We start from the raw sequence: 21,940 nt of genomic DNA, 5'->3' as shown, positions 1-21,940 counted from the left end.
AAATGGAGCGAAAATTTGGAAATTTTAAAAGACATTGATGACAGAGTGGCGCGAAATAGGCTTGAAGCGATTGTCAATCTACTTGATAGCAAAAAGGCGGAAAATATCGCGCTTTTTGACTTGCGCCAAACGCCATATATTACGAGCTTTGTGGTGATTGCCACTAGTCTTGCGGACAAACATAGCTTTGCTTTGATGGATACGCTAAAAACGGAGCTAAAAGCGCGTGGCGAGACATTTTATAGCATTGATGAAGAGAGTGGCGATTGGCTGATTGCGGATTTGGGCGACATAATGATACATATTTTCACCGAAAATCACCGCAAAAAGTTCAATTTGGAGGAATTTTTGGGGAATTATCAAAAGCAAGAGGGGCAAAAATGAAGCGCAGAATCTACGCAATCTCAATCTTTGCAATCGCCATTGTAGCGGGGATAATGTTCTTTGGGGCGAAGTATTATAAGTTTGGATTAAGCATTGATAATCTTATCTTTTTGTTCGCAAAGCCACTCGATGGCACCGACCCAAAAGTCGTCAAAATGCTCGTTTTGGATAGTGTGACTTATATTTTATTGCCAAGTATTTTGGTGGCGATTTTTATAAGTTTTTTGCCAAAGATATTGCTTTGCAAATGGGCGAAAAAATGCTATGAAGTTTTTGTAAAATTTGCCAATGCGCTACTTTTGCGGAGTGCTTCATTTAGCCTTTGCGTAAGTGTGTGCTTTTTTATAATCGCCTTTGAGATGGCAGACTCCAAGCTCCAAATCGCAGAATCTATCAAAGAAAAGCTTTCTAGAAAAGTGTATTATTCAAACTTTTATGAAGAGCATTATATCACGCCAAAAATTAGCGATTTTAAAGCACCAAAAAATAAAAGAAATTTGATTGTGATTTTCGCAGAATCTATGGAGAGCACTTACAGCTCCAAAAATATCCCATCTGGGGGGGGGCGCAATGAGATTCTGCGATATTCGCCACACGGAGAGCTTATCCCAAATCTCACGAAATTCGCGCAAGATGGGGTAAATTTCAGCGCAAATTCTGTCATCGGCGGACATTTTGAGAGTGCGGGTGCAAAGCCGACTTTTCCATCCATCACTTCGTATATGTGCGGTTTCCCGCCCCGCGCGCTATTTGGCGTCAAAAATCCAAAGCAAACCACCTGCATTAGCGATATTTTGAATGCAAATGGCTATTTTAATGCCATTTTTACGGGCGCACGAGGCACTTTTGGCGGGTATGATGACTTTGCAAAAGAGCATAATTTAGATGCTTTTGATGTGCGCTATTTCAAAGAAAATGGCTTGGTGGCGAGCGATTATGATGGGCATTGGGGATTGGAGGATGCTAAACTTTTCGCGCTGACAAAGGACTTTTTGCGTGATTATGATAAAGATAAGCCCTTCGCGCTTTTCATTAGCACCGTGGATACGCACTTTCCGGGATTTGTCGATGGGGAGTTTTGCGCGGAGCTGCCATTTGCGGGGCTTGATAGTGGCAGTGGCGGCGCGCTGTATGAAAATGCCATCCGCTGTGGGGATAAAATCATCGGCGATTTTGTGGAGTTTGTGAAAAAGTCGCGCTTTGGGGATAGGACTACGATTGTGATTTTGGGCGACCATCTCACAATGCAGCCGGACTTTATCCCGCAGGATGCGCATCGATTCGTGTATAATGTATTTATAAATCCACATTTTAGCAAGACTCCCACGCGCAACTATGTGAAAAACCGCTCCCTTACGAACTACGACTTCACTGCGCTGATGATGGATGCGCTAGGATTTCGCGTGGAGGCATTTGGGTTAGGGCGCAATCCGCTGTATTCGCAAACGCTAGTTGAAAAATATGGATTAGATACGCTAAATAGGGAGCTAAAATACCGCACGAAGTTTTTTGATAAAAACGCAGAGTGAGAATTGTAGAATCTGCGAAATGTGGCGAGATTCTGCGATTTTCGTGCTTTTTTTATTAGATTCTGCGAATTTTATGTGAATCGCAGAATCTCACACGAAAAAATCCCATCATTGCAGGGCGAATCGTAGATTTGCCCAAATCACTACAAAAAACTTTTTTCACTTTTTTATTGACTTGCGTTTTTTTTTTTTTTTTTTTTTTGTATTATTCGCAGAAATTCAACAAAAAGGAAGTAAAGATGACAAATCTACTCAAAATGTGTGCGCTAGGGCTTCTAGCGTTTGGTTTAGTGGCGTGTGATGAAGTTAGCCAAAAGGTAAATGAAGTGGCAGATAGCGCGGGTAAGGCGATAGATTCGGCTACAACAGAGGGCAAGAAAATCGCCAAAGCATTAAGCATAGAAGCCCCGTTGCTTACGATAGATTTTGATAAAGATTACGACCCATATTTCGTCATTCAATCCCAAGATAACAATACTATTATCGAGGATATTATCCTAAATCGCGGTAATTGTGGCGTGGTAAAGTATAAAGAAGACTACGATATGGCAAAAGCATATAGAGAGCTAAATGGCAATAAGTTAAAGACTAAAAACGGACAATTAGTTGAAATGTCAGGCGGTATTTTGTCTAGCGATTTTTACAATTCGCTTGATGAGGATTCAAAGGCTGTTTATAAAAAGACATTTCCCATAAAGTTGCCTTATGCCAAAAAACTTGCAATGAAAGATTTTCGTTTAGATGATAGGGGAATAATTGCTTGCAGAACAAACGACATTATCGAAATAGAAGTCATCGTAAATGGCGGTGGTAGCTATATCTTTAAGCCCAAAGAAATGATGCTATTTTAGGGAGGATTTGTATGCAAACAAATAAAAAAGATTATACAGAAATCTTTGCGCCTAGCGAATCAAAGAGCGCATTAGAGTTTGCAAATGCGCTTTGGAGAGAGATTACCAAAAATCAGCTTTTATCCAAGCAAAAGAATGACATTTGCGATTATTTACTATATCTTTTCAATAAGCACGATTCGGCGCATTTTTTAGATTCGCGGACAAATGCGGAAAATGAACGATTGCTCCAAACCACAGCGACTAAAATCAAATCCACAAAGAAAAATATTTCGGTTAAGTTTATGAGCGAAACCGAATACAAGCAAGTTTTTAGGGATTTTCTTAATTCGCTAAATGACAAAAATAAGCGCATTGTCAAAGAGATTCGCCCAAAGGATAAGGAATCAGAGCCTTATTTGGAATTTATCATCGAAAACAATGTGCTAAAAGATATGTTAGAAGCGAAGTTGAAGCGGTGCGTAGGCGACACTTTTAGCTATACGCTAAATAGCGAGAAGTTGGAATTATCTTATGAATCGTTTATCAAAATGATAGAAATGGAGGTGCGAATCTTAAAGAAAACAAATGAATACGAATCGGCGATAAAATCGCTCAAAAGCGAATATGGGATTGCTAAATTTAGCGATTGGGCAAAAGCGGGACTTAAAGCGATAAAAGAATATGTCCCGCTTATAGTGGCGTTAGTATAAAATCAAAATGAAAGGACAAAAAATGACAAGGACATTTAACAAAATAGGCAAAATAGTGGCGGTAGCAAGTGGAATCGTGCTAATGGGCGCGATTTTTAGTGGGTGTGGTGCTTATATCAATGTCAATGAAATTAGCACAGAATCTTGCAAAGGTAGTGGCATAATCACACAGCAAAGCCGTGTAAAAATAGAAAATAAACGGGCTTACAAAGAAGTGGGCGAATGTAAAAATGGGTTAAAAGAAGGCACTTGGAAAGCTTATGATTCTAACGATAAAATTATGCAAGAGACTAACTATACAGGCGGCATACTAAATGGCACTACCAAAATAAATACAGACAACAGACAAATACTTACATTTTATGACAATGGCAAAATAGTAAGCGAACTATATGGTGGTAATTTTTATCAATATGAGGAAAATGGTGATTTCATATTTCCCTATTACAAAATAAAAAGATACCGCAAATATGATATTGCGCAATTTCTTTCACAAGAAAGGGCTGTATATAATAAAAAAGTGCGTGATATAAACGATAAAAATGCGCAAATAGAACAAGAAAATTATCAAATACAACGAGATACAGAACAAAAAATAGCAGAGGCAAAGCAAAAAGCGATAGAAATCGCCAAGCAACGCGCCCAATCCAAAGTCAAAAAGCCCACTATGCAAGAAGTAGCAAAATCAAAGGGTGCTATGGAGGCGTATAGAGAAAAACTTAAAGCCCAAGAGGAAAAAGAATTGCAAATCGAACTAGCCAAAATTCAAATGCCACAAACCACAACAAAGCAAACTCTATCAATATCGCCATATCAAGCACCAAAACTTGACACCATAGAGGAAGTTTTGGCATATATAAAAGATAAAAAATACACTTTTGTGGAGTATTTAGAAGATTCGTCAACAAAAATAGAAAGTAGTCAAGATTCTGATAGCAAAAATTTTAGAAGCGTCTTTAAACACAGAGATAGTGGTGGAATAAGATGCGAAATTCAAAATGATACATTTAGCGGAAGTGGTTGTTGGGAAGCAAAATCAAAATTTTCTTTTAATATCAAAAAAAGCATATTTAAAGATAAAATAAACGCTATATTGCCAAATAAATAGCTTTAACGCGGTAGATTCGGTGCATTTTTCGACACATTTTAAGGCGAATTAAGGTGAATCTAATGCCATTTTGCACGAATCTAGCGTGAATCTATATTTTAGATTCGCGTGATTTGGATTGCTTCGCCTTGCTATCGCAAGGACTCGCAATGACGGAAAAACGCGCTAGATTCTGCTAAAATCGCATAAAATCGCAGAATCTAGTGTGGAAATCGCAGAATCTCCCACAGCGCACGATTTGCAAGACAAACAATCGAAGTAATGGCGGTAGTGCTTTACGCCGTTTTTACACGAAACAAGCGAGATAGGGCTTGGGCGTCCATCGAGCGAAGTTTTGTGTGAAAATAATCCAAATGATTACCAAAGACACAAATTGCAAAACCCCTACTTTCGCCACAATTTATCCATATCAAAACCCACACTTAGCACCTGTTGCGTGGATAATCTCCCATTTGCGATATAAAAGATAAAGTTCAAACTCGCCTTTAAAAAGTCGTTTTGATACGCATAGTAGGCGTTTAGGCGATTGAAGTTCGTTTGATAAAAGGGCAGTCCATTATAAATCTCCGTGCCAAACTCCCTAAAATGGCGCATTTGTGGCGCACCAAAATAGTAGCTCCACTCCGCGCCAAAGCCCTTGTATTGCAGGTTTGCGCTGAATTCATAGCCGATATTATTTGCTAGCTCGCTTTGCTTGCTATGTAGTCTTTTTCGCTCCGCATCGCCAAGTAGGGCAAAACCGACATTTGCCACTTCAAAAATCTCGCGCACACGCGACATCCCGCGCAAGTCCCACGCAATATTTGCGCTGTATGCGATTCTATCAAAGAGATATAAGTCATCATCTGCGCTAACACGCAAGAGTTTCGTATCCATAATGTGATACATTATCGCATCTGCGCCAAATATCACGCTTTCATACAGCGTAAATCGCCCACCAAGCGAGGCATAAAACGCATCGACATTTTTTGACAAATCCCCGCCAAAGTGATTTAGCACTAGCTCTGCTTCGCCCTTGAATGCGTGGTTTTGCGGGGATTGATACTGCAAAATCGCGCCATTTATGTTTGGATTTTCAAACTCAAAGTCAGGGCGAAAAAATGTCCGCCCATAGCGCAGAATCTGCTTTTTGCGTGGCGAAATGCCGAGTATCGCGCTAAATCCGCTATGTGAAAATGCGTAATACGCGTAAAATCCGCCCTTTGCCCCGCTAATGATTGGCTTTGCGCTCATATTTTGAACGCCGTATAATCCCGCCCAAAGTTCGTGGTGTGCGCCAATGCCAAGCCCGACTTCTGGCGCAAGTGAGACTGCGCTGATGGTGCGAGGCTGCCATAGCGCGTGTGAATCCTCTAAATTATCTAACAAAAAATCAAAGCGAATGTTGTGGAGAAATTTTAGATTAGATTCTGCGATTTGCGTGCTGGGGTGGGGGGGCAGAATCGCAGAATCTGCATTTGGGTTTGCATTAGATTCTACGATTTGCGCTTGATTCGCTGAATCTAATTGCGATTTTGTCGTTAAATCTAGCGCATTTTGCGTGGATTCTACGCTTGATTCAGCTGTCTCATTCGCTGAATCTACATTCAATTTATTTGCCGAATCTATCGTAGATTCAGCGCACAAATGCCAAAAGCCGCCCAAAATCGCCAAAAATATAAGTTTTTTCATAAACGCTCCATAAAATTATTTTATAAACTTTGCACCCAAAAATCCCGTAGATTCTGCGATTCGCACGAAATTCGCAGAATCTAAATAGATTGCCACGAAGTCGCCCTTAAAAGCGCGACTTCTCGCAATGACGGAAAAACGCGCTAGATTCTGCGATTCGCACGAAATTCGCAGAATCTACAATAGATTCTGCAAAATCGCAGAATCTTTCCAAATTCAAGCACCACTCATCTAACTATTCGCAATCCCCCCCCCCCGAGTTTGTTTTATTGAGCTCTACCACCCTTTGGCATTTTTCAATCGTGCTTAGTCGGTGGGCGATGACAAGTAGCGTTTTGCCCCGTGCCACGCTGTAAATTTCATCCATTATCTTGCCCTCCGTCTCATTATCTAGCGCACTTGTCGCTTCATCTAGCACCAAAATTTCGGGGTCATCATACAGCGCCCTAGCAATGGCAATGCGCTGTTTTTGCCCGCCTGATAGCTTTATCCCGCCATCGCCTACGCGCGTATTTATGCCTTCATTTTCGCTTAAAAAATCCCAAATATTTGCCTTTTTACAGCACTCAATGACGCGCGATTCATCGATATTCTCGCTTAATGCGATGTTTTCCGCTACGCTCCCATCAAATAAAAATATGCTTTGCGGGATGTAGCCGATTTTCTTGCGCCACGAGCGGAGATTTTCGTTGCATAACTTTACGCCATCAATCAAAATTTCCCCACCCTTTGGTTTGTAAATGCCGATGATTAGGTCAATTAGCGTGCTTTTACCCGCGCCACTTTTGCCGATGAATGCGATTTTATCGCCCTTTTTTATGGTGAGATTGAAGTCTTTTATGATTTGCTGATTTGCCTTATACTCAAAACTAATATTTTTTAGCGCAATCTCCCGCTCAAACGCGATGGGTTTGCTATCCTCATATTCCGTGTGGTATATCAAATCTTCATACACAATCTCTAATCCCTTTTTGCACCACTGCATAAAATTATACGCCGCCAAAATGCGATTTACCGCAGGGAGAATGCGATAGAGCGCAAGTGCATACATTGAAATGATTGGGATTACCGCCTCTGCGCTGTTGTATTTTAGCAAGATATACGCCACCGCCGCTACCAAAATGCAAAATCCAAGCGATTCTAAAATAAATCGTGGCAGTGGCAGCAAAACCTGATACTTTATCTCCGCATCTACGCGCTCTTTACTTGCTAAATCAAAATTATTTAAGACTTGCTCTTGAATGCCCTTTAACTTTATAATCTTAAAGTTGCCTAACGCCTTTGTGATGATGGATAGGACATTTTGATTGGTTTTGACATTGATTTCGCCTTGCTTTTGGATATTTTTTGAGATTGTTTTGATGATAAGTGCGACATTTGCGAGTAAAAATAGCGTTAGCACAAGCGTCATTTTCCAGCTGATAAATAAAAGCAAAGCATACATTAGTGCGATGGTAATCGCCTCTGATGCGATGTATAAAATCTGCTGAATGAATTGCGAGACTTTTAGCGATTCATTTAAAATATTTCGGCGCAAAATATCGGTGTTGCGGTTTGTAAAGTCGATGTAGCTTAGCTCCACCGCCTTGCAAAATAGGCGATAGGCAAAAAAGTGATATTTGCGAAAGGCAAAGCGATTTAGCGAGTAAGAATAGATGAGATTATACCCCGCACGAAAGATGTAAAATCCCACAAGCACCGCGCTAAACGCCACCATAAAATCAGTCGTATCTTCAAATCGCAGAATCTTATAGGCGTAATTTGCATATTTGTTCTCAAAAATCAACTGCGGATTACTAGCAAGCGAGATAAATGGCATAATGACGCTAATTGCGATGGTTTCGATGAGTGAGAGCAAAAATGTCGCGGGGAGTAGTGCCAAAAGTATGAATTTGTCCCTGCGGGTGGTTAAGTGGCGGATTTTGGCAAAATCGCTGATTTTTTTGGTGCTTTTGTGTGTGGTGCTTGTGTGTTTTGTGTTTTGTTGTGCTGTGCTTTGTGCTGTGTTTGTGTTTTTTGTGTTTTGTGCCGTGCTTTGTTGTGTGTTTGTGTGTTTTTGTGTGCTTGTGTTTTGTTGTGTGGTGTTTTGCTGTGTGCTTGTGTGTGCCAAATGCGCCCTTTGTGATGAAATATTTTATGAAATCTTTTACGAAACTTTTACGAAATTTTCACGAAATTTTGCGAACTTTCACAAAACAAAGGCGAAATTATAATATATTTTTGGTGGATTTTGATGTGAAATGTTAAATCTTGGATTTTGTGAAGTTGCTTTGATTTGTTGCACTAGATTCTGTGAATTTTGTGTGAATCACAGAATCTCGCACGAAAATCGCAGAATCTAGCTTGTGGATTGCCACGAAGTCGCCCAAAGTGCGACTTCTCGCAATGACGAAATATTAAAGCTGATTCGCGTTAGCGCAATCACAATCGAAGTAATGGCGGTAGTGCTTTGCGTTGTTTTTATGCGAAACAAGCGAGATAGGACTTGGGCGTCCATCGAGCGCAGTTTTGCATAAAAACAACGCAAATGATTACCCCAGAACAAATTGCCCCGCTTTTAATTTCGATAGTCCGAGTTGATTTTCACATATTCGTGTCCCAAATCACACCCATACGCGGTGAATCGCCCCTCACCTAGCCCCAAATCGCAGGTGATTTTAAAGCTATCCCCTTTCATAATCTCTGCGCATTTTGCTTCGTTTTCAAAGTAAATTTTTTCGCACTCAAAAATCGCCACTTCGCCGATTTTGATAGCCAATTTGCTAGATTCGGCGCAGATTCCGCACGAACCGATTGTGGAGGCGATTCGCCCCCAATTTGGGTCGCAACCAAAAAGCGCGGTTTTTACTAATAGCGAATTTGCAAGTGCTTTGGCGCAAGTCTCTGCCTCGCGCAAATCCACCGCACCGCACACTTCAAACGCCACGACTTTGGTGCTTCCTTCGCCGTCCTGCACAATATCAAGGGCTAATTTTTTCATAATCATTTCAAGTGCGACATTGAAAGCGTCCTTGTCATAGGCATTTGTAGCGTTAGTGCTCATCAAAAACACGCTATCATTTGTGCTAGTGTCGCCATCTACGCTAATAGCGTTAAATGTCGTTTGGGCGCAGGATTGTAGCAGTTCGCGCATATCATTTTGCGGGATTTTGGCATCTGTGATGATATAGCAAAGCATTGTCGCCATATTTGGCTCTATCATTCCCGCACCTTTGGCAAATCCAGCGATTTTGAAACTTTTGCCATCCGCCAAATCCACCTGCAATGCGATTTCTTTGGCAAATCTATCCGTAGTGCGAATCGCATTTGCCGCATTTGTAGGATTTTTCGCACTTAAATCAAATTTCTCAAAACTATCAACAATCTTTTCTTTTGGCAAATACTGCCCGATTACGCCCGTGCTAGACATTATGGGATTTTTGATTTGCGAAAATCGCGCTTTTAGCGCACCTAAAATCTCATCAATGTCGCGCAATCCGCGCTCCCCTGTCATCGCATTTGCATTTTTGGTATTTATCAAAACAAAATTGCTCCCGTTTTGGCGAATCGCTCCCGATTCACGCTCATAGTGTTTCAGCGGCGCGGCTTTGAATTTATTTTGCGTGAAAATTGCCTCCACGCTCATCATTTTTTCGCTATAAATAAACGCCACATCAAGCGCACCATTTGCTTTTAGCCCCGCACTCACGCCATCGCAGTAAATGCCATCAACGGCGCAGATTCCGCCTTTTATTGGGATAATGTCAAACATATTTTAGCTCCTCAGGCTTTTGTCGCTTCATTATGAGCCGTTTTGCGGCGCGGATATTGTTTGTCGTGCCGATGATTAGCATTTTGCACTCACTTGAAATCACCGCATCGCCCATAGGCATTGAAATATATTTGCCATCCTTTTGGCGAATCCCTACCACTGACACCTGCGTAATGTCGCGCAAATGCCCCTCACGCAGTTTTTTTAGCACCATCCAGCTGTATTTTGGCACGATGACTTCCTCCAAACTTAAAGCCGTCTCATTTGTGCTCATAAAATGCTCTATGATATTTTCGCTACCCGGCTTCAAAATGATAGAGCTAATGCGCTGTGCAGCGAGATTCGTAGGTGAGATGATATAATTTGAGCCGATTTTTTTAAGTTTGCTAATCTCATCATCATTGTTTGCCATCGCTATGATATTGTATTCACTGCGTTTTAGCTCATTTTGATAAAGGCGAATCGACACAATCAGCGCGATATTATCCGTAGTATTTTTGGAGAAAATCACCGCGCCTTTCGCGCTTGATAAATGTGTTTTTAAAATCGTCTTTATGTCGTGCGGGTCGCCGTTAATGTAGTATGGATATTTGTGTTTTTGCGCCTGTGCTTCAAAATTTGCGTCATTATCCACCACCACAAAAGGCACTTGCGCCTCCAAAAAGTGCTTTGAGAGCTGGTGTGAGAACTCATTGTAGTAAAAAATCACATAATGATTTTTCAGCCTTGCGATTTTGTTTATCATTTTGATTTCCTTAATGATTGAAATTAGCCTCCCGCCCATAATGACATTTACCACCACAGCCACGCAAAATGCGATAGTTGCCGCGCCAAGCAGCATTAAAATCGTAGTGAAAATAATGGTAATTGGGGAGAATTGATGCTCTTTTAACGCACCAAAGCCCGTGTTTGTGAATGTGTAGGACGCTTGGAAAAACGCCTCAATTAGCGTGTAATCCTCCAGCATCAAATAGCCCAAAGTGCCGATGATTAGGAAAAACTGAATGATTACAAGCGGGAATCTAAAGCGCGATAATTCGTCTAAAAGCTCGTTTGTTAGGTCAATGTCGGGCTTTTTGCTTTTATCGATGCTAAAAAGATTTTTAAAAGCACTCATTTAGGGCTATTTTGGTGCAAAATCTATTGCGAATCTACTTACTTTTTTTCATCGTGCGTAGCGTGGAAGCGGCGACTTTGATTCGCACTCTTGTGCCGTCATCAAGCGTGATTCGCAACGAACGCAAGTTTGGATAAAGTCTGCGCTTTGTTTTGTTGTTTGCGTGGCTGACATTGTTTGCCACCATTGGAGATTTGCCACTAAAAAAACATTTTCTTGCCATTTTTTTGCCTTTCAAAATAAAATTAAAAAGTCGAAATTCTATCGCTTTTTCCTAAAAATTTTGCTTAAATTTAAATCTTTTTTGAGGCTACAAAAATACTTGCGCTTTGTGCGCGTAAGATTAGCGGGTGATTTATGCCACTAACGCAGATTCTGCGATTTTTAAAAAGTTCTCGCTCCCTTTCGCTAAATCCGCCCTCACAGCCGATTATAAATCGCTCAAAATCACGCAGATTTTGCGTTTTATTGCAAAAGTCAAGCACAAGGGCATTGCTATATTTCTCCAAAACTTCATCAAGCGAAGTTAAAATCTCAATCTCCATCTTTTGCAACCGCCCGCACTGCATTGATGAGTTTATCAAAATGGCATTTAATCGCTCCAAATTTAGGCGAATATTTTTCTGCGAAAAGTCCGCGTAAAAAAGCGTGATTTTCTCCACAAACAGCTCATTTAGTGTCGGCAAAACTTTATCAAAATCAGCGATTATTGCTTGGATAATGTGCGTTTTGGGCGACTTTTGCGCTACATTCGCAGAATCTAGCAGATTAAAAACGGCATTTTTCCCATTAGATTCTGCGAACTCATAGCGATATAGCGCAGAATCTACCAAATTCGCAAAGTGGAAAATCTCCCCGCGCTTCGCCTTTAATCTCCGCACGATAAAAATATGATGACTTTGCTTTGAATCTAAAATAATTTGCTTCTCCCCTGCGTTTTTCGCGTAAATAAAGCGCATTCAAACCACCAAAAACGCCACAAAAATTAGCGCATAAAACACATAAAAAATCCGCGCGATTTTCAAATATCTCTCACGAAATCGCAGAATCTGCCGTGCCTTGCGTAAGATTTTAATCCGCGCAATCTCCAAAATAAACATAAAATTTGCCAAAATCATCAAAGCGATTTTCCCACTCCAAGCAAATCCCATCATCGCCCACACGCTAACTCCGCTTAGAAAATCAACAAATAAAAATCCGCAAAATAGTGGCGTTGCGTAAAATGAAATTTTATTTATCTTAACAAAATCTTTGACGCAAAATAATAAAATGCCACAAATTGCGACAATGCAAAGAGTTGCATAATTGATAAACGCGTGAAAAAAAATCGCTTGATTTAGTGCGAATTCCTGCATTTTTGTGCCTTGTGTTTGCAAAATAAAGGGGCAAATTGTAGCGAAAAATTATAAATTTTATTATATGATTGCGTTTTTTAAAGGAAATTTTGTGAAAAAAGTTAAGAAAACCAAAACGCCAAACACGCCACACGAAGCAAAAGAAGCAGTTGTCTTGCTGAATATGGGCGGACCGAATAATCTATTTGAAGTGGAAGTATTTTTGCAAAATATGTTCGCAGACCCGCTTATTTTGCGTATTAAAAGTAAGTTTTTACGAAAAATGGTGGCAAATATGATTATAAATGCCCGCCTCCAAAAAGTCAAAGAAAACTTCAACACAATCGGCGGAAAGTCCCCACTCGCCGAGATAACTTATACTTTGACGCAGAAACTTTGCGAGTTAGATAATGCTCGCTTTTACACCTACGCAATGCGCTATGTGCCACCTTATGCTAAAAATGTCGTCGCGGATTTGAAAGAAAAAAACTTTGAAAAAATCACACTTTTTACAATGTATCCGCAGTATTCGACAACTACGACTTTATCCTCTGTGCGGGACTTTTTAGCGGCATTAGATGAGTTAGACTATCATCCAAATGTGGAGATTGTGGAAGATTATGGGGCAGATTCTGCGTTTATCGCCTCGTGCGTGGAGCAAATAAAAGAGGCGCAAAAAGACTTTGCGATAAATGAAAAGTTTAGCGATTTTATTTTGCTTCTCTCAGCGCACTCAATCCCGCAAAGCGTGGTGGATGATGGCGATATTTATGAAGGCGAGATAAAAAAAAGTGCCGATGCGCTAAAAGTCGCCCTAAAAGAGCAAAAAATCATCTTTAAAGACATAATAATCTGCTATCAATCAAAAGTCGGACCGATGAAGTGGTTGCAACCAAGCACGAGGGACATTATCAAAAAATATCATAATGAAAAGTTGATAATTTATCCGCTTGCATTTACCATTGATAATTATGAGACAAACTTCGAGTTAGATATCGATAATCGCGCGCTTGCAGGGGAAGTCGGCGTGAAAAAATATATCGTTTGCAAATGTCCAAATTTCTCGCCAATCTTCGTGGAGGCGGTTACAAAACTAGTGCGAAGCAAAAGAAAGGATATAAATGAAGCGAATTTATGAGATTTTGATAGTTTTTTGTGTGCTTTTTTTGAGTGCGTGTGAGAATAAAATCGATGAAAATATCATCTCCAAAGGAAGCGATTTTAGCGCGGAGGCACGGGAAAAATCGCAGAATTTGGATAAGGAAAGTTACAAAGATTTGGCGCATTTATTTTTGGATACTAATGAGATTGACTTTTCGCGTGGGGTGCTAATAATTTTTGGCAAAAATCAATGCAAATATTGCGATATGCTAAAAGATGATATTAAGAAAAATCCCGCAGTGCAGGGGAAAATAGGGGAAAATTTTAATGCGTATTATATTAACATTTCATACGACAAAACACATAAAATTGTGGGCAATTCGTCTCTCACGCAATCTTCGCGGGAGTTTGAAAAATTCTCGCTCGATGAACCGCTAGTTCTATCTCGCTCGAATTTCTCGGCACAACCCACGAATCTCGCGCAAGATACTAGAATTGCGGAGGATTTAAAAGTAGATTCTGCGAATCAAGCAAAAATCGCAGAATCTGCCCCCACTTCGTCATTGCGAGCGAGCGAAGCGAGCGTGGCGTCTGTGCGAAGCACCGACCCACACTTGCAAATCCAAGATTCTGCGAACGCAGAATCTAATAAGAATCAATCGTGCGAAGCACCCAAAACTCGCCCGCTTCGTGGTGCAAAAAATCGGAAGCAAACGAGCAGTAGTGCGAGTGCCGATTTTTTGCTAGAAGCGAAAGCTGGGCACTCCCCTAAAAGCGAAAAGCGGCAGCTTTTGGCGCGTAGGGGGAGCGGGGTGGGGGGTGCAGCCCTTTTGCGAGAAAAATCGAGCGAATCAAATGCTGAAAATGGCGAAAATATCGTAGAATCGCAGAATCTAAAAAGAGATTCTTCGCCTACGGCTCAGAATGACAAAAAAAATGTGGATTGCCACGATTCTGCTACGCAGAATCTCGCAATGACGGGAAAAAACGCAGAATCTGCCCCCACTTCGTCATTGCGAGCGAGCGAAGCGAGCGTGGCGTCTGTGCGAAGCACCGACCCACACTTGCAAATCCAAGATTCTGCGAACGCAGAATCTAATAAATCTAACACAGATTCTGCGAATCACGCAAAAAACGCAGAATCTAATAAAAATCTTGCAAATTCTGCGATTTCCATTGAGACGCAAGAATTAGCGCAACTTTTTGGCGTCAATCTCACGCCACAAGTTGTTTTTATAAAAGAAGGCAAAGTCAAATATCTTTTCGCAGGTTACATTTTAAATTTTGAAAAAGTCGTGGATGAAGTCATCGCAAATAGCGCAGAATCTAGCGATTTTTCCGCGATAAATGAGAGATTAGACAAACTACTAAAAGGCATAAAATGAAAACGCTAAATCTACTTTTTGCTTCTCTGTATTCGGCAATTCCGCTAATGGCAATTTATGCACTCGCCATCGCTGTGGCGACTTTTATTGAGAATGATTATGGCACAAATGCCGCGCGGGTGCTTGTTTATAACACTTGGTTTTTTAACTTTTTGCATTTGTGGTTGCTAATTTCGCTGTGTGGGATTTTGGTGCGCTATAAACTTTGGCAACGCAGAAAATATGCGAGTTTTTTACTGCATTTGAGTTTTGTCATCATCATTTTGGGTGCTGGGATTACGCGATTTTTTGGCGTGGAGGGCATTATGCACATTAGAGAAGGGGAGAGTGCGAGCAGTTTTACAAGCAGTGAGATTTACCTAAATATGCTTGTGATAAGCGATGGGCGGAAGTTTGAGATATCGCTACCTACGAATATCAGTTATGCTTCCAAAAAAATGCTAAATGAAAAAATCGCCTTTGGAGATTTGGCATTTGTGATAAAATCAACTGCCATTACGAAGCTAAATAGCGAGAAAAACGACCCTACTTCAAAGATGGATGGGGCGATTTTTTATCAAAATAAAGAGTATCCATTTACGCTAATTGGCGGTGGGATGAGTGGCAAAGATGCGGTGATTTCCCTTGATGATGGGACAAATATCATTGTAAATTGGGGAAGCAAGGATGTGGATTTGGGATTTGAGATTGCGCTAGAAAAGTTTATTTTAGAGCGATATCCGGGGTCAAACTCGCCTTCGAGTTATAAATCAATCGTGTTTTTACGCGATAACGGAGCGGAAAAAAAGTATGAAATTTTTATGAATAATGTGATGGATTATCGCGGATATCGCTTTTTCCAAAGTTCCTATGATGCGGATGAAAAGGGGACGATTTTGAGTGTGAATAATGACCCGGGCAAAATTCCTACTTATGTGGGATATTTTTTGCTATTTTTGAGTTCCTTTTGGTTGCTATTTGCCAAAAATGGGCGGTTTATGCAGTTAAATAATTTCCTAAAAAATCAAAAGATTTATAGCATTTTATTTTTGTGTGCGATGATTTTCTCGCAGAATCTTGTGGCAGATTCTGCGAATTTGGGGCGAGATTCTGCGACAGATTCTGCGAATTTGGGGCGAGATTCTGCGGTAGATTCTGCGAAAAAATTAGATTCTGCGGTAGATTCTGCGAATCAAACAAAAATCGCAGAATCTACGCAAAACTCCGCACTTTTAAAGCGAATCGAGGCATTCCGCGCCACCTCCAAACTCCACGCCAAAAAATTCGGCACTTTGCAGGTGCAAAGCAATGATGGGAAGATTAAGACGATGGATACGCTCGCAGGCGATTTGGTGCATAAACTCACAAAGCGAAATAATTTTTTGGGATTTAGCAACACGCAAATTGCGCTAGGGATGCTTCTTTACCCAAATGATTGGAAAAATATCAAAATGCTTCGCATTTCAACGCCACAACTGCGAGAACTTTTAGGACTGCCAAAAAATGAAAATTATGCGTCTTTTATGGACTTTTTCGCAGAATCTAAATCAGCAGAATCCGCTAAAAACGCAGAATCCGCCAAAACCGCAGAATCTAATGCGCCAAAATCCGCAGAATCCGCCAAAATCGCAGAATCTAGCGAATATAAACTCAAAAATTACATCGAGGAAGCGACTCGCAAAAATCCCGCGAACCGAAGCAAATTTGACAATGACATAATTGACGCCGATGAGCGCGTGAATATCGCCTATGGCATTTATTCATCGCAGTTTTTTAGATTTTTGCCTGTGCCGCAAATGGGGGAAATGTGGATTTCGCCCATCGAAATGCTGACTTTTGCTGGGGAAGATTTGGGCGGGAAAATTCAACTTTTACTAGCAAATTATTTTAGCGCGGTGGAGTTTGGCGTGGAGAGTGGCGATTGGAGTAGGGCAGATTCTGCGTTAGGTGCGATAGAAGCGTATCAAATGCAATTTAGCGCGCCAAATTTGCGTTTGAGTGAGGCGAAACTAAAAGCGGAACTTTTTTTAAATAAAAGCAATATTTTTAAGGCGTTGATTTTGCCGTATTTGTGCGCTGGGGTGCTGATTTTCATCGCAATTTTTGTGTATATTTTTAGGCAAAATGAGAGATTGAGGGTTGCCCTAAAAGTGCTTTATTATTTTTCGTGTGTGTTAATTTTGGCGCATTTTGCGGCGTTAATGTTGCGCTGGTATGTCTCAAATCACGCGCCGTGGAGCAATGCCTATGAGTCAATGCTGTATATTGCCTTTATTTCGGGTGTTGCGGGGGTTGTATTTTTCAAAAAGTCGTATTTGGCGATTGCTGCGGCGAACTTCTTTGCAGGAATGTCGCTCTTTGTGGCGAATTTAGGATTTATGAATCCGCAGATTACAAACCTTATGCCCGTGCTAAAATCTTATTGGTTAAATATTCACGTAAGCGTGATTACGGCGAGTTACGGATTTTTGGGATTGTGCTTTTTGCTTGGGATTATTACGCTTTGTTTGATTATTACAAACGCATATTTGCGCCAAAAACTAGATTCTACGATAAATTCTATCTCCGCGATTAACGAAATGGCGATGATTTTAGGCATTTTTTTGCTTAGTGCGGGGACATTTTTGGGCGGAATTTGGGCGAATGAAAGTTGGGGGCGATATTGGGGGTGGGATGCAAAAGAGACTTGGTCGCTTGTCTCAATCGGCGTGTATGCGATTATTTTGCACCTGCGACTAATTTTTAGAAAAAATATGCAGTTTATTTTTGCAAGTGCGAGTGTGGTGGGATTTTTTAGTCTTTTGATGACATATTTTGGGGTGAATTATTATTTAAGCGGATTGCATTCCTATGCTGCTGGCGACCCACTGCCGATTCCAAAATTTTTATATTTTATGGTGGCATTTGTTTTTATTTTGATTATAATTGCATTTAATAAACGCAAAATGGATTCTTGTATTTAAGACTTATTTAAGGAAGGTTTTATGAAAAAGTTTGGATTGTGGATTTTAGGGATTTTGGCGGTAATTTTGGCGGTGGCATTTGTGATGCTTTTCACGCCATTTGGCAATGGGATTTTGAAACCATACATTCAATCACAAATCGATGCAAACTCCCCTGTTAGCGCGAAATTAGAAGTATTTGAGTTGCGCTTTTCATCGTTTAATGTGCAAATAAAGGCACTTGATAATATTGACATTCACGCACACGGCAACTACTCGCTTTTTGGGCGAAGTATCGATGGCGTGCTAAATATTTTGATTAAAAATCCAAGCAATATTAAGGAACTAAGCAGTGTGAATTTAGATGAGAACTTCGCTATTGAAAATCTCATTCGCGGGAAATTTGGCGATTTTGATGTTTTCACAAAGTCAAATATCGCTAATGGAAATATTGACATAAATACCCGCGTGGTGGATTTTATCCCTGTAAAGATTGTGGCAAGTATCATCGGCGTTAAAGTGGAGTCGCTTCTAAAAATCGCAGGGCAAAAACCTTATGCAAGTGGCATTTTCAATCTCAAAGCAGACATTTATGGCGATACAAAGTTTCAATTTAGTGGCGAGGCAAACGCCGAAATAAGCAAGGCAAATCTAAACAACGCACTTGTTAAAAAAGAGTTTAACTTAAAACTGCCAAATAAAACAGATTTTATAACCACCCTAAAAGTCGCATTTGATGGCAAAGAGGCAAAGCATAGTTTTAATTTCCTTTCACAAATTGGCAATATCACTTCAAGCGGAAGCACACTCATTGATGAACTAAAAACAATGTCCTCTTATAATGTAAATATCGCGGATTTATCGCCATTTAGCGCGATTGCTGGGATGCCTTTGCGCGGGAGTTTTAGAACAAAAGGCAATATTCAAGGCAATACAAAGTGGTTAAACATCGATGGAAAAAGCGACTTTGCAAGTGGCAACACCGCCTACACTCTCTCACTAGAAAATCTCACAAAACCAAAGGACGCACTTGTAACCATCAGCAATTTAAAGGTCGATGAGGTGCTTTGGACGCTGATGATGCCGCTTTACACAAAGGCAAATATGAATGCCAAAATCGATGTAAAGCACATCTCAAAGGGCATTTCTGGCACTTATGAGCACACAATCAAAGGTGTGGTGCAAAAAAGTGTGATAAAAAAGGAATTTGACTTCAATCCGCCAAATGACATTGCCTTCACGCACAGCGCAAATATCGAGTTAAATAACGCCAAAGGCAACTTAAATGCCAAAATAAATAGCGCAGTCGCGGATTTCAGCATAGATTCTGCGAATATTGACGCAAAAGAGTTTGCAATAAATGCGCCCTATAAAATCATCATTAGCGATTTGAAAAAACTCGCATTTGTCACTTCAAAAGAGTTAAAAGGCAATATCATCGCAGGGGGCAATGCGAAATTTGCGGGTGGAAAAGTCTCCGGCGACTTGCAGAGCGAGATTTTTGGCGGAAAACTAACGGCGGTTTTTGATAATAATGTCGCGGATATTAAGTTGATGGATGTTAAGGCATTATCCGTCCTTGATATGCTTCAATATCCGCAGATGTTTGATAGCAGTGTGAATGGCAAGATAAACTATAACATTCTCACACAAAGCGGAACGATGGAGTTTATGGCGACAAATGGGCGATTTACCGAGACAAAGTTAGGCGCGTTGCTAAAAAATACGCTAAATTTCAATTTGGCACAAGAAGTCTATGATGGCATAAAAATCGATGGTAAGATAAATAAAAAGGCGGTAAATGCAAATTTGGAGGCGAGCTCAAAAAGCACGGCGATAACCTCTAAAAACGCCATTATCGACTTTGAAAAGGACAATATAAATGCCTATTTGAATTTGAGGATTAAAAATGACGAGTTAGGGGCAAATATCAGCGGAAAGGTTGGTTCGCCAAGCATTAGTTTGGATATGAAAAAACTCACAAAAACGATTTTAAACAAAGTGCTTGGCGAGAAAAAAGTGGATGAGATTAAAGAAAAGGTAGATTCTGCGAAGCAAAAGGCACAAGAAAAGGTTGATGAGGCAAAGCAAAAGGCGCAAGAAAAAGTCGATGAGGCAAAGCAAAAGGCGCAAGAGCAAATCAAAAAAGAGGCAGATAAAGTCGGAGAGCAAATCGAAAATCAACTCAAAAACTTTTTTAGGCGATGAGTTTGAGGCATAAGTCCGTTTTAATCGATGAGGTGGCGGAGTTTTTTGCAGAATCTTGCGTGAAATGCGTAGATTCTGCGAATCCCACAAAAAACGCAGAATCTAAATGCGAATCGTCATTGCGAGGCAGTTTGAGCGAAGCGAAAACAACGAAGCAATCCACACCAAATTGTCATTCTGAGCGAAGCGATAGCGAAGCGAAGAATCTAAAAAAACCAAAAAGAGATTTTTCTCTCGCTTCACTCACTCAAAATGACAAAGCAAAAGCAGATTCTGCAAATCCCCTAAAAAACGCAGAATCTAATCAAAAAATTATGCTAGATTCTGCGATTTCCCCAAGCACAAAAGGCATTTTCATTGACGCGACTTTGGGACTTGGCGGGCATAGTGAGCGACTTTTGGAGGAAAATCCCGCGCTAGAAATCATCGGCATTGACAAGGATAAGATTTCGCTTGATTTCGCAAGGCAGAGATTAGCGCGATTTGGGAGGCGATTTAGCGCGGTGCAGGGGAGTTTTTCGCAAAAATTAGGCGAGATTCTGCGAAGCGGGAGAAAGATTGTCGGCGTTTTGGCGGATTTAGGCATTTCATCCCCGCAGGTGGATAATTTGGAGCGCGGATTTAGCGTAAAATCGCCCATCCTTGATATGCGGATGGATTTGGATGCGAGTTTGGATGCAAAATATATATTAAATAATTATCCAAAGGATGAGTTAGAGCGCGTTTTTAGGGACTTTGGCGAGATTAAGGGGGCGACAAAATTAGCAAATCTAATCGCAGAATCTCGCAAAAAAAAGCAAATAATTTCAAGCGAGGATTTATGTCAAATCGCAGAATCTTTTATGCGATTTAAGGGCAAAATCCACCCCGCCACGCTGATTTTTCAAGCACTTCGCATTGAGGTGAATGACGAATTAGGCGAGTTGCGCGACTTTTTAGCGCAACTTCAATCATTAAGCGGCGCAAAAATCGCTATAATTTCATTTCACTCGCTTGAAGATAGAATGGTAAAAACGGCGTTTAAGTCGTGGAGCGCGGATTGTATCTGTGATGAGAGTGCGCTAAAATGCGAGTGCGGGGGCAAAAACGCAAAGGGCGAAATCATCACTAAAAAACCAATCACGCCAAGTGCGGACGAAATCACGCGCAATCCACGCGCTAGAAGTGCAAAAATGAGGTGTTTTAGATTTTATGAAAAAAGATGAATTACGCAGCGGATATAGTTTGGATGACTTTGGAGTGCCCTTTAAAGAGCGACAGGGGCAAAGTTTGCATTTGAAAAAACCGCACTTTGCGGGGGATTCTGCGAAAGATTCTGCGAATGTGCGAGATTTTGCGAAAGATTCTGCGAAAAACGCAGAATCTGCAAATAATTTTAAGAAAAACGCAGAATCTGCTTCAAATTACGCTCCGCAATTTGAGGGATTTAACGCCATTTTTGAGCAAAACGCAGAATCTAATAAATTCGCAGAATCTAGTAAAATCCAAACAAAAGATTCTGCAAATCCCCCAAAAAACGCAGAATCCACAAGAGATTCTGCGCCAAATGCGCCAAAAAATCCATTAGATTCTGCGCCCATTTCACACGCCGAAAAACGCGCCCTACTTCATCCGCTCCCGCAAAAGCAAAGCGATATCAACGCGCTGTTTGTGGCACTTGCGATGCTATTTTTAATCTTGCTAATTTTCATACCGCAGGTTTATTTGGCGAACAACATTTACAGCGCGAGTAAAAATATCAATTATTTAAAGACGCAAAAAGAAGCACTGCGCGATGAAAACAGCGATTTGCAAAAGCAGTTAGAAAGTCTAAAATTTAACTTTTTGACGCTAGAAATCGAGGAAATAAAATAATGTTTGACGCCAAATCCACGCCAAACCTCCGCAA

The 21,940-nt window shown here is 40.7% G+C and carries 19 protein-coding genes; 11 read left to right on the top strand and 8 right to left on the bottom strand.

Annotated features, from left to right (window positions below):
- Nucleotides 1-15: 15 nt before the first annotated feature.
- The 5 genes from rsfS to ACWIUD_RS10875 all read left to right on the top strand — a co-directional run bounded on the left by rsfS (nucleotide 16) and on the right by ACWIUD_RS10875 (nucleotide 4,564).
- A complete protein-coding gene (gene rsfS / locus ACWIUD_RS10895; RefSeq protein ID WP_454149017.1) occupies nucleotides 16-384 on the top strand; it encodes a ribosome silencing factor in 369 nt (122 codons plus the stop codon).
- Nucleotides 381-1,913, top strand: coding sequence for an LTA synthase family protein (locus ACWIUD_RS10890; RefSeq protein ID WP_454149015.1), 1,533 nt, complete (start codon nucleotides 381-383; stop codon nucleotides 1,911-1,913). The genes rsfS and ACWIUD_RS10890 overlap by 4 nt, the downstream gene beginning before the upstream one ends.
- A 239-nt stretch (nucleotides 1,914-2,152) precedes the next feature.
- On the top strand, nucleotides 2,153-2,764 hold the full coding sequence (locus tag ACWIUD_RS10885; protein ID WP_454149013.1) for a hypothetical protein: 612 nt from the start codon (nucleotides 2,153-2,155) through the stop codon (nucleotides 2,762-2,764).
- Between the two features lie 11 nt (nucleotides 2,765-2,775).
- Nucleotides 2,776-3,456, top strand: coding sequence for a hypothetical protein (locus tag ACWIUD_RS10880; RefSeq protein ID WP_454149011.1), 681 nt, complete (start codon nucleotides 2,776-2,778; stop codon nucleotides 3,454-3,456).
- A gap of 22 nt (nucleotides 3,457-3,478) precedes the next feature.
- Nucleotides 3,479-4,564 carry a hypothetical protein gene (locus ACWIUD_RS10875; RefSeq protein ID WP_454149009.1) on the top strand — a complete coding sequence of 362 codons (1,086 nt, stop codon included), beginning with the start codon at nucleotides 3,479-3,481 and terminating at the stop codon, nucleotides 4,562-4,564.
- 384 nt (nucleotides 4,565-4,948) lie between these two features.
- On the opposite strand, the gene ACWIUD_RS10870 is transcribed toward ACWIUD_RS10875, so the two are convergent.
- The 8 genes from ACWIUD_RS10870 to ACWIUD_RS10835 all read right to left on the bottom strand — a co-directional run bounded on the left by ACWIUD_RS10870 (nucleotide 4,949) and on the right by ACWIUD_RS10835 (nucleotide 12,458).
- Complete coding sequence (locus ACWIUD_RS10870) at nucleotides 4,949-6,235, bottom strand: hypothetical protein (RefSeq protein WP_454149007.1); 1,287 nt, start codon at nucleotides 6,233-6,235, stop codon at nucleotides 4,949-4,951.
- 235 nt (nucleotides 6,236-6,470) lie between these two features.
- A complete protein-coding gene (locus ACWIUD_RS10865) occupies nucleotides 6,471-8,345 on the bottom strand; it encodes an ATP-binding cassette domain-containing protein (protein WP_454149005.1) in 1,875 nt (624 codons plus the stop codon).
- Nucleotides 8,346-8,573: 228 nt separating this feature from the next.
- On the bottom strand, nucleotides 8,574-8,762 hold the full coding sequence (locus tag ACWIUD_RS10860) for a hypothetical protein (protein ID WP_454149003.1): 189 nt from the start codon (nucleotides 8,760-8,762) through the stop codon (nucleotides 8,574-8,576).
- A 30-nt stretch (nucleotides 8,763-8,792) separates the two neighbouring features.
- The gene (gene argJ / locus ACWIUD_RS10855; RefSeq protein ID WP_454149001.1) at nucleotides 8,793-9,986 is read right to left on the bottom strand and encodes a bifunctional glutamate N-acetyltransferase/amino-acid acetyltransferase ArgJ; all 1,194 of its coding nucleotides are present in this window, start codon (nucleotides 9,984-9,986) and stop codon (nucleotides 8,793-8,795) included.
- Nucleotides 9,979-11,103 (bottom strand): potassium channel family protein, encoded by a 1,125-nt coding sequence (locus tag ACWIUD_RS10850; protein ID WP_454148999.1) that lies wholly within the window; start codon nucleotides 11,101-11,103, stop codon nucleotides 9,979-9,981. Before ACWIUD_RS10850 ends, argJ begins: the two co-directional genes overlap by 8 nt.
- Before the next feature lie 34 nt (nucleotides 11,104-11,137).
- Nucleotides 11,138-11,326, bottom strand: a complete 189-nt coding sequence (gene rpmB / locus ACWIUD_RS10845; RefSeq protein ID WP_454136133.1) for a 50S ribosomal protein L28 — start codon at nucleotides 11,324-11,326, stop codon at nucleotides 11,138-11,140.
- Between the two features lie 70 nt (nucleotides 11,327-11,396).
- Nucleotides 11,397-12,062: a 16S rRNA (uracil(1498)-N(3))-methyltransferase gene (locus tag ACWIUD_RS10840; protein WP_454148997.1), complete on the bottom strand. Its 666-nt coding sequence runs from the start codon at nucleotides 12,060-12,062 to the stop codon at nucleotides 11,397-11,399.
- Nucleotides 12,063-12,458: a hypothetical protein gene (locus ACWIUD_RS10835; protein ID WP_454148995.1), complete on the bottom strand. Its 396-nt coding sequence runs from the start codon at nucleotides 12,456-12,458 to the stop codon at nucleotides 12,063-12,065.
- Between the two features lie 91 nt (nucleotides 12,459-12,549).
- Here ACWIUD_RS10835 and hemH point away from each other — a divergent pair, with 91 nt between their 5' ends.
- The 6 genes from hemH (at nucleotide 12,550) to ACWIUD_RS10805 (ending at nucleotide 21,906) form a co-directional block, all read left to right on the top strand.
- Nucleotides 12,550-13,575 carry a ferrochelatase gene (gene hemH, locus ACWIUD_RS10830; protein ID WP_454148993.1) on the top strand — a complete coding sequence of 342 codons (1,026 nt, stop codon included), beginning with the start codon at nucleotides 12,550-12,552 and terminating at the stop codon, nucleotides 13,573-13,575.
- Nucleotides 13,559-14,923 (top strand): thioredoxin fold domain-containing protein, encoded by a 1,365-nt coding sequence (locus tag ACWIUD_RS10825; RefSeq protein WP_454148991.1) that lies wholly within the window; start codon nucleotides 13,559-13,561, stop codon nucleotides 14,921-14,923. The genes hemH and ACWIUD_RS10825 overlap by 17 nt, the downstream gene beginning before the upstream one ends.
- Nucleotides 14,920-17,865: a cytochrome c biogenesis protein CcsA gene (ccsA, locus tag ACWIUD_RS10820; protein WP_454148989.1), complete on the top strand. Its 2,946-nt coding sequence runs from the start codon at nucleotides 14,920-14,922 to the stop codon at nucleotides 17,863-17,865. Before ACWIUD_RS10825 ends, ccsA begins: the two co-directional genes overlap by 4 nt.
- 21 nt (nucleotides 17,866-17,886) lie before the next feature.
- Entirely contained in the window at nucleotides 17,887-20,052 is a 2,166-nt protein-coding gene (locus ACWIUD_RS10815; RefSeq protein WP_454148987.1) for a hypothetical protein, read from the top strand.
- Nucleotides 20,053-20,366: 314 nt separating this feature from the next.
- Complete coding sequence (gene rsmH, locus ACWIUD_RS10810) at nucleotides 20,367-21,257, top strand: 16S rRNA (cytosine(1402)-N(4))-methyltransferase RsmH (RefSeq protein ID WP_454149061.1); 891 nt, start codon at nucleotides 20,367-20,369, stop codon at nucleotides 21,255-21,257.
- Nucleotides 21,244-21,906, top strand: a complete 663-nt coding sequence (locus ACWIUD_RS10805; RefSeq protein ID WP_454148985.1) for a hypothetical protein — start codon at nucleotides 21,244-21,246, stop codon at nucleotides 21,904-21,906. Before rsmH ends, ACWIUD_RS10805 begins: the two co-directional genes overlap by 14 nt.
- The last annotated feature ends 34 nt before the right edge of the window (nucleotides 21,907-21,940 follow it).

It is taken from the genome of Helicobacter sp. 23-1044 (genome assembly GCF_053654695.1).
The sequence above is the reverse complement of the archived record's forward strand: the minus strand, read 5'-3'. Positions and strand labels throughout refer to the sequence as shown.

Coding starts and splice junctions, on each gene's coding strand:
- ACWIUD_RS10815 (WP_454148987.1), top strand. CDS start 17,887: ATGAAAAAGTTTGGATTGTGGATTTTAGGGATTTTGGCGGTAATTTTG.
- ACWIUD_RS10880 (WP_454149011.1), top strand. CDS start 2,776: ATGCAAACAAATAAAAAAGATTATACAGAAATCTTTGCGCCTAGCGAA.
- ACWIUD_RS10890 (WP_454149015.1), top strand. CDS start 381: ATGAAGCGCAGAATCTACGCAATCTCAATCTTTGCAATCGCCATTGTA.
- ACWIUD_RS10875 (WP_454149009.1), top strand. CDS start 3,479: ATGACAAGGACATTTAACAAAATAGGCAAAATAGTGGCGGTAGCAAGT.
- argJ (WP_454149001.1), bottom strand. CDS start 9,986: ATGTTTGACATTATCCCAATAAAAGGCGGAATCTGCGCCGTTGATGGC.
- rsmH (WP_454149061.1), top strand. CDS start 20,367: ATGCTAGATTCTGCGATTTCCCCAAGCACAAAAGGCATTTTCATTGAC.
- rpmB (WP_454136133.1), bottom strand. CDS start 11,326: ATGGCAAGAAAATGTTTTTTTAGTGGCAAATCTCCAATGGTGGCAAAC.
- ccsA (WP_454148989.1), top strand. CDS start 14,920: ATGAAAACGCTAAATCTACTTTTTGCTTCTCTGTATTCGGCAATTCCG.
- ACWIUD_RS10835 (WP_454148995.1), bottom strand. CDS start 12,458: ATGCAGGAATTCGCACTAAATCAAGCGATTTTTTTTCACGCGTTTATC.
- ACWIUD_RS10850 (WP_454148999.1), bottom strand. CDS start 11,103: ATGAGTGCTTTTAAAAATCTTTTTAGCATCGATAAAAGCAAAAAGCCC.
- ACWIUD_RS10805 (WP_454148985.1), top strand. CDS start 21,244: ATGAAAAAAGATGAATTACGCAGCGGATATAGTTTGGATGACTTTGGA.
- ACWIUD_RS10825 (WP_454148991.1), top strand. CDS start 13,559: ATGAAGCGAATTTATGAGATTTTGATAGTTTTTTGTGTGCTTTTTTTG.
- ACWIUD_RS10870 (WP_454149007.1), bottom strand. CDS start 6,235: ATGAAAAAACTTATATTTTTGGCGATTTTGGGCGGCTTTTGGCATTTG.
- ACWIUD_RS10840 (WP_454148997.1), bottom strand. CDS start 12,062: ATGCGCTTTATTTACGCGAAAAACGCAGGGGAGAAGCAAATTATTTTA.
- ACWIUD_RS10885 (WP_454149013.1), top strand. CDS start 2,153: ATGACAAATCTACTCAAAATGTGTGCGCTAGGGCTTCTAGCGTTTGGT.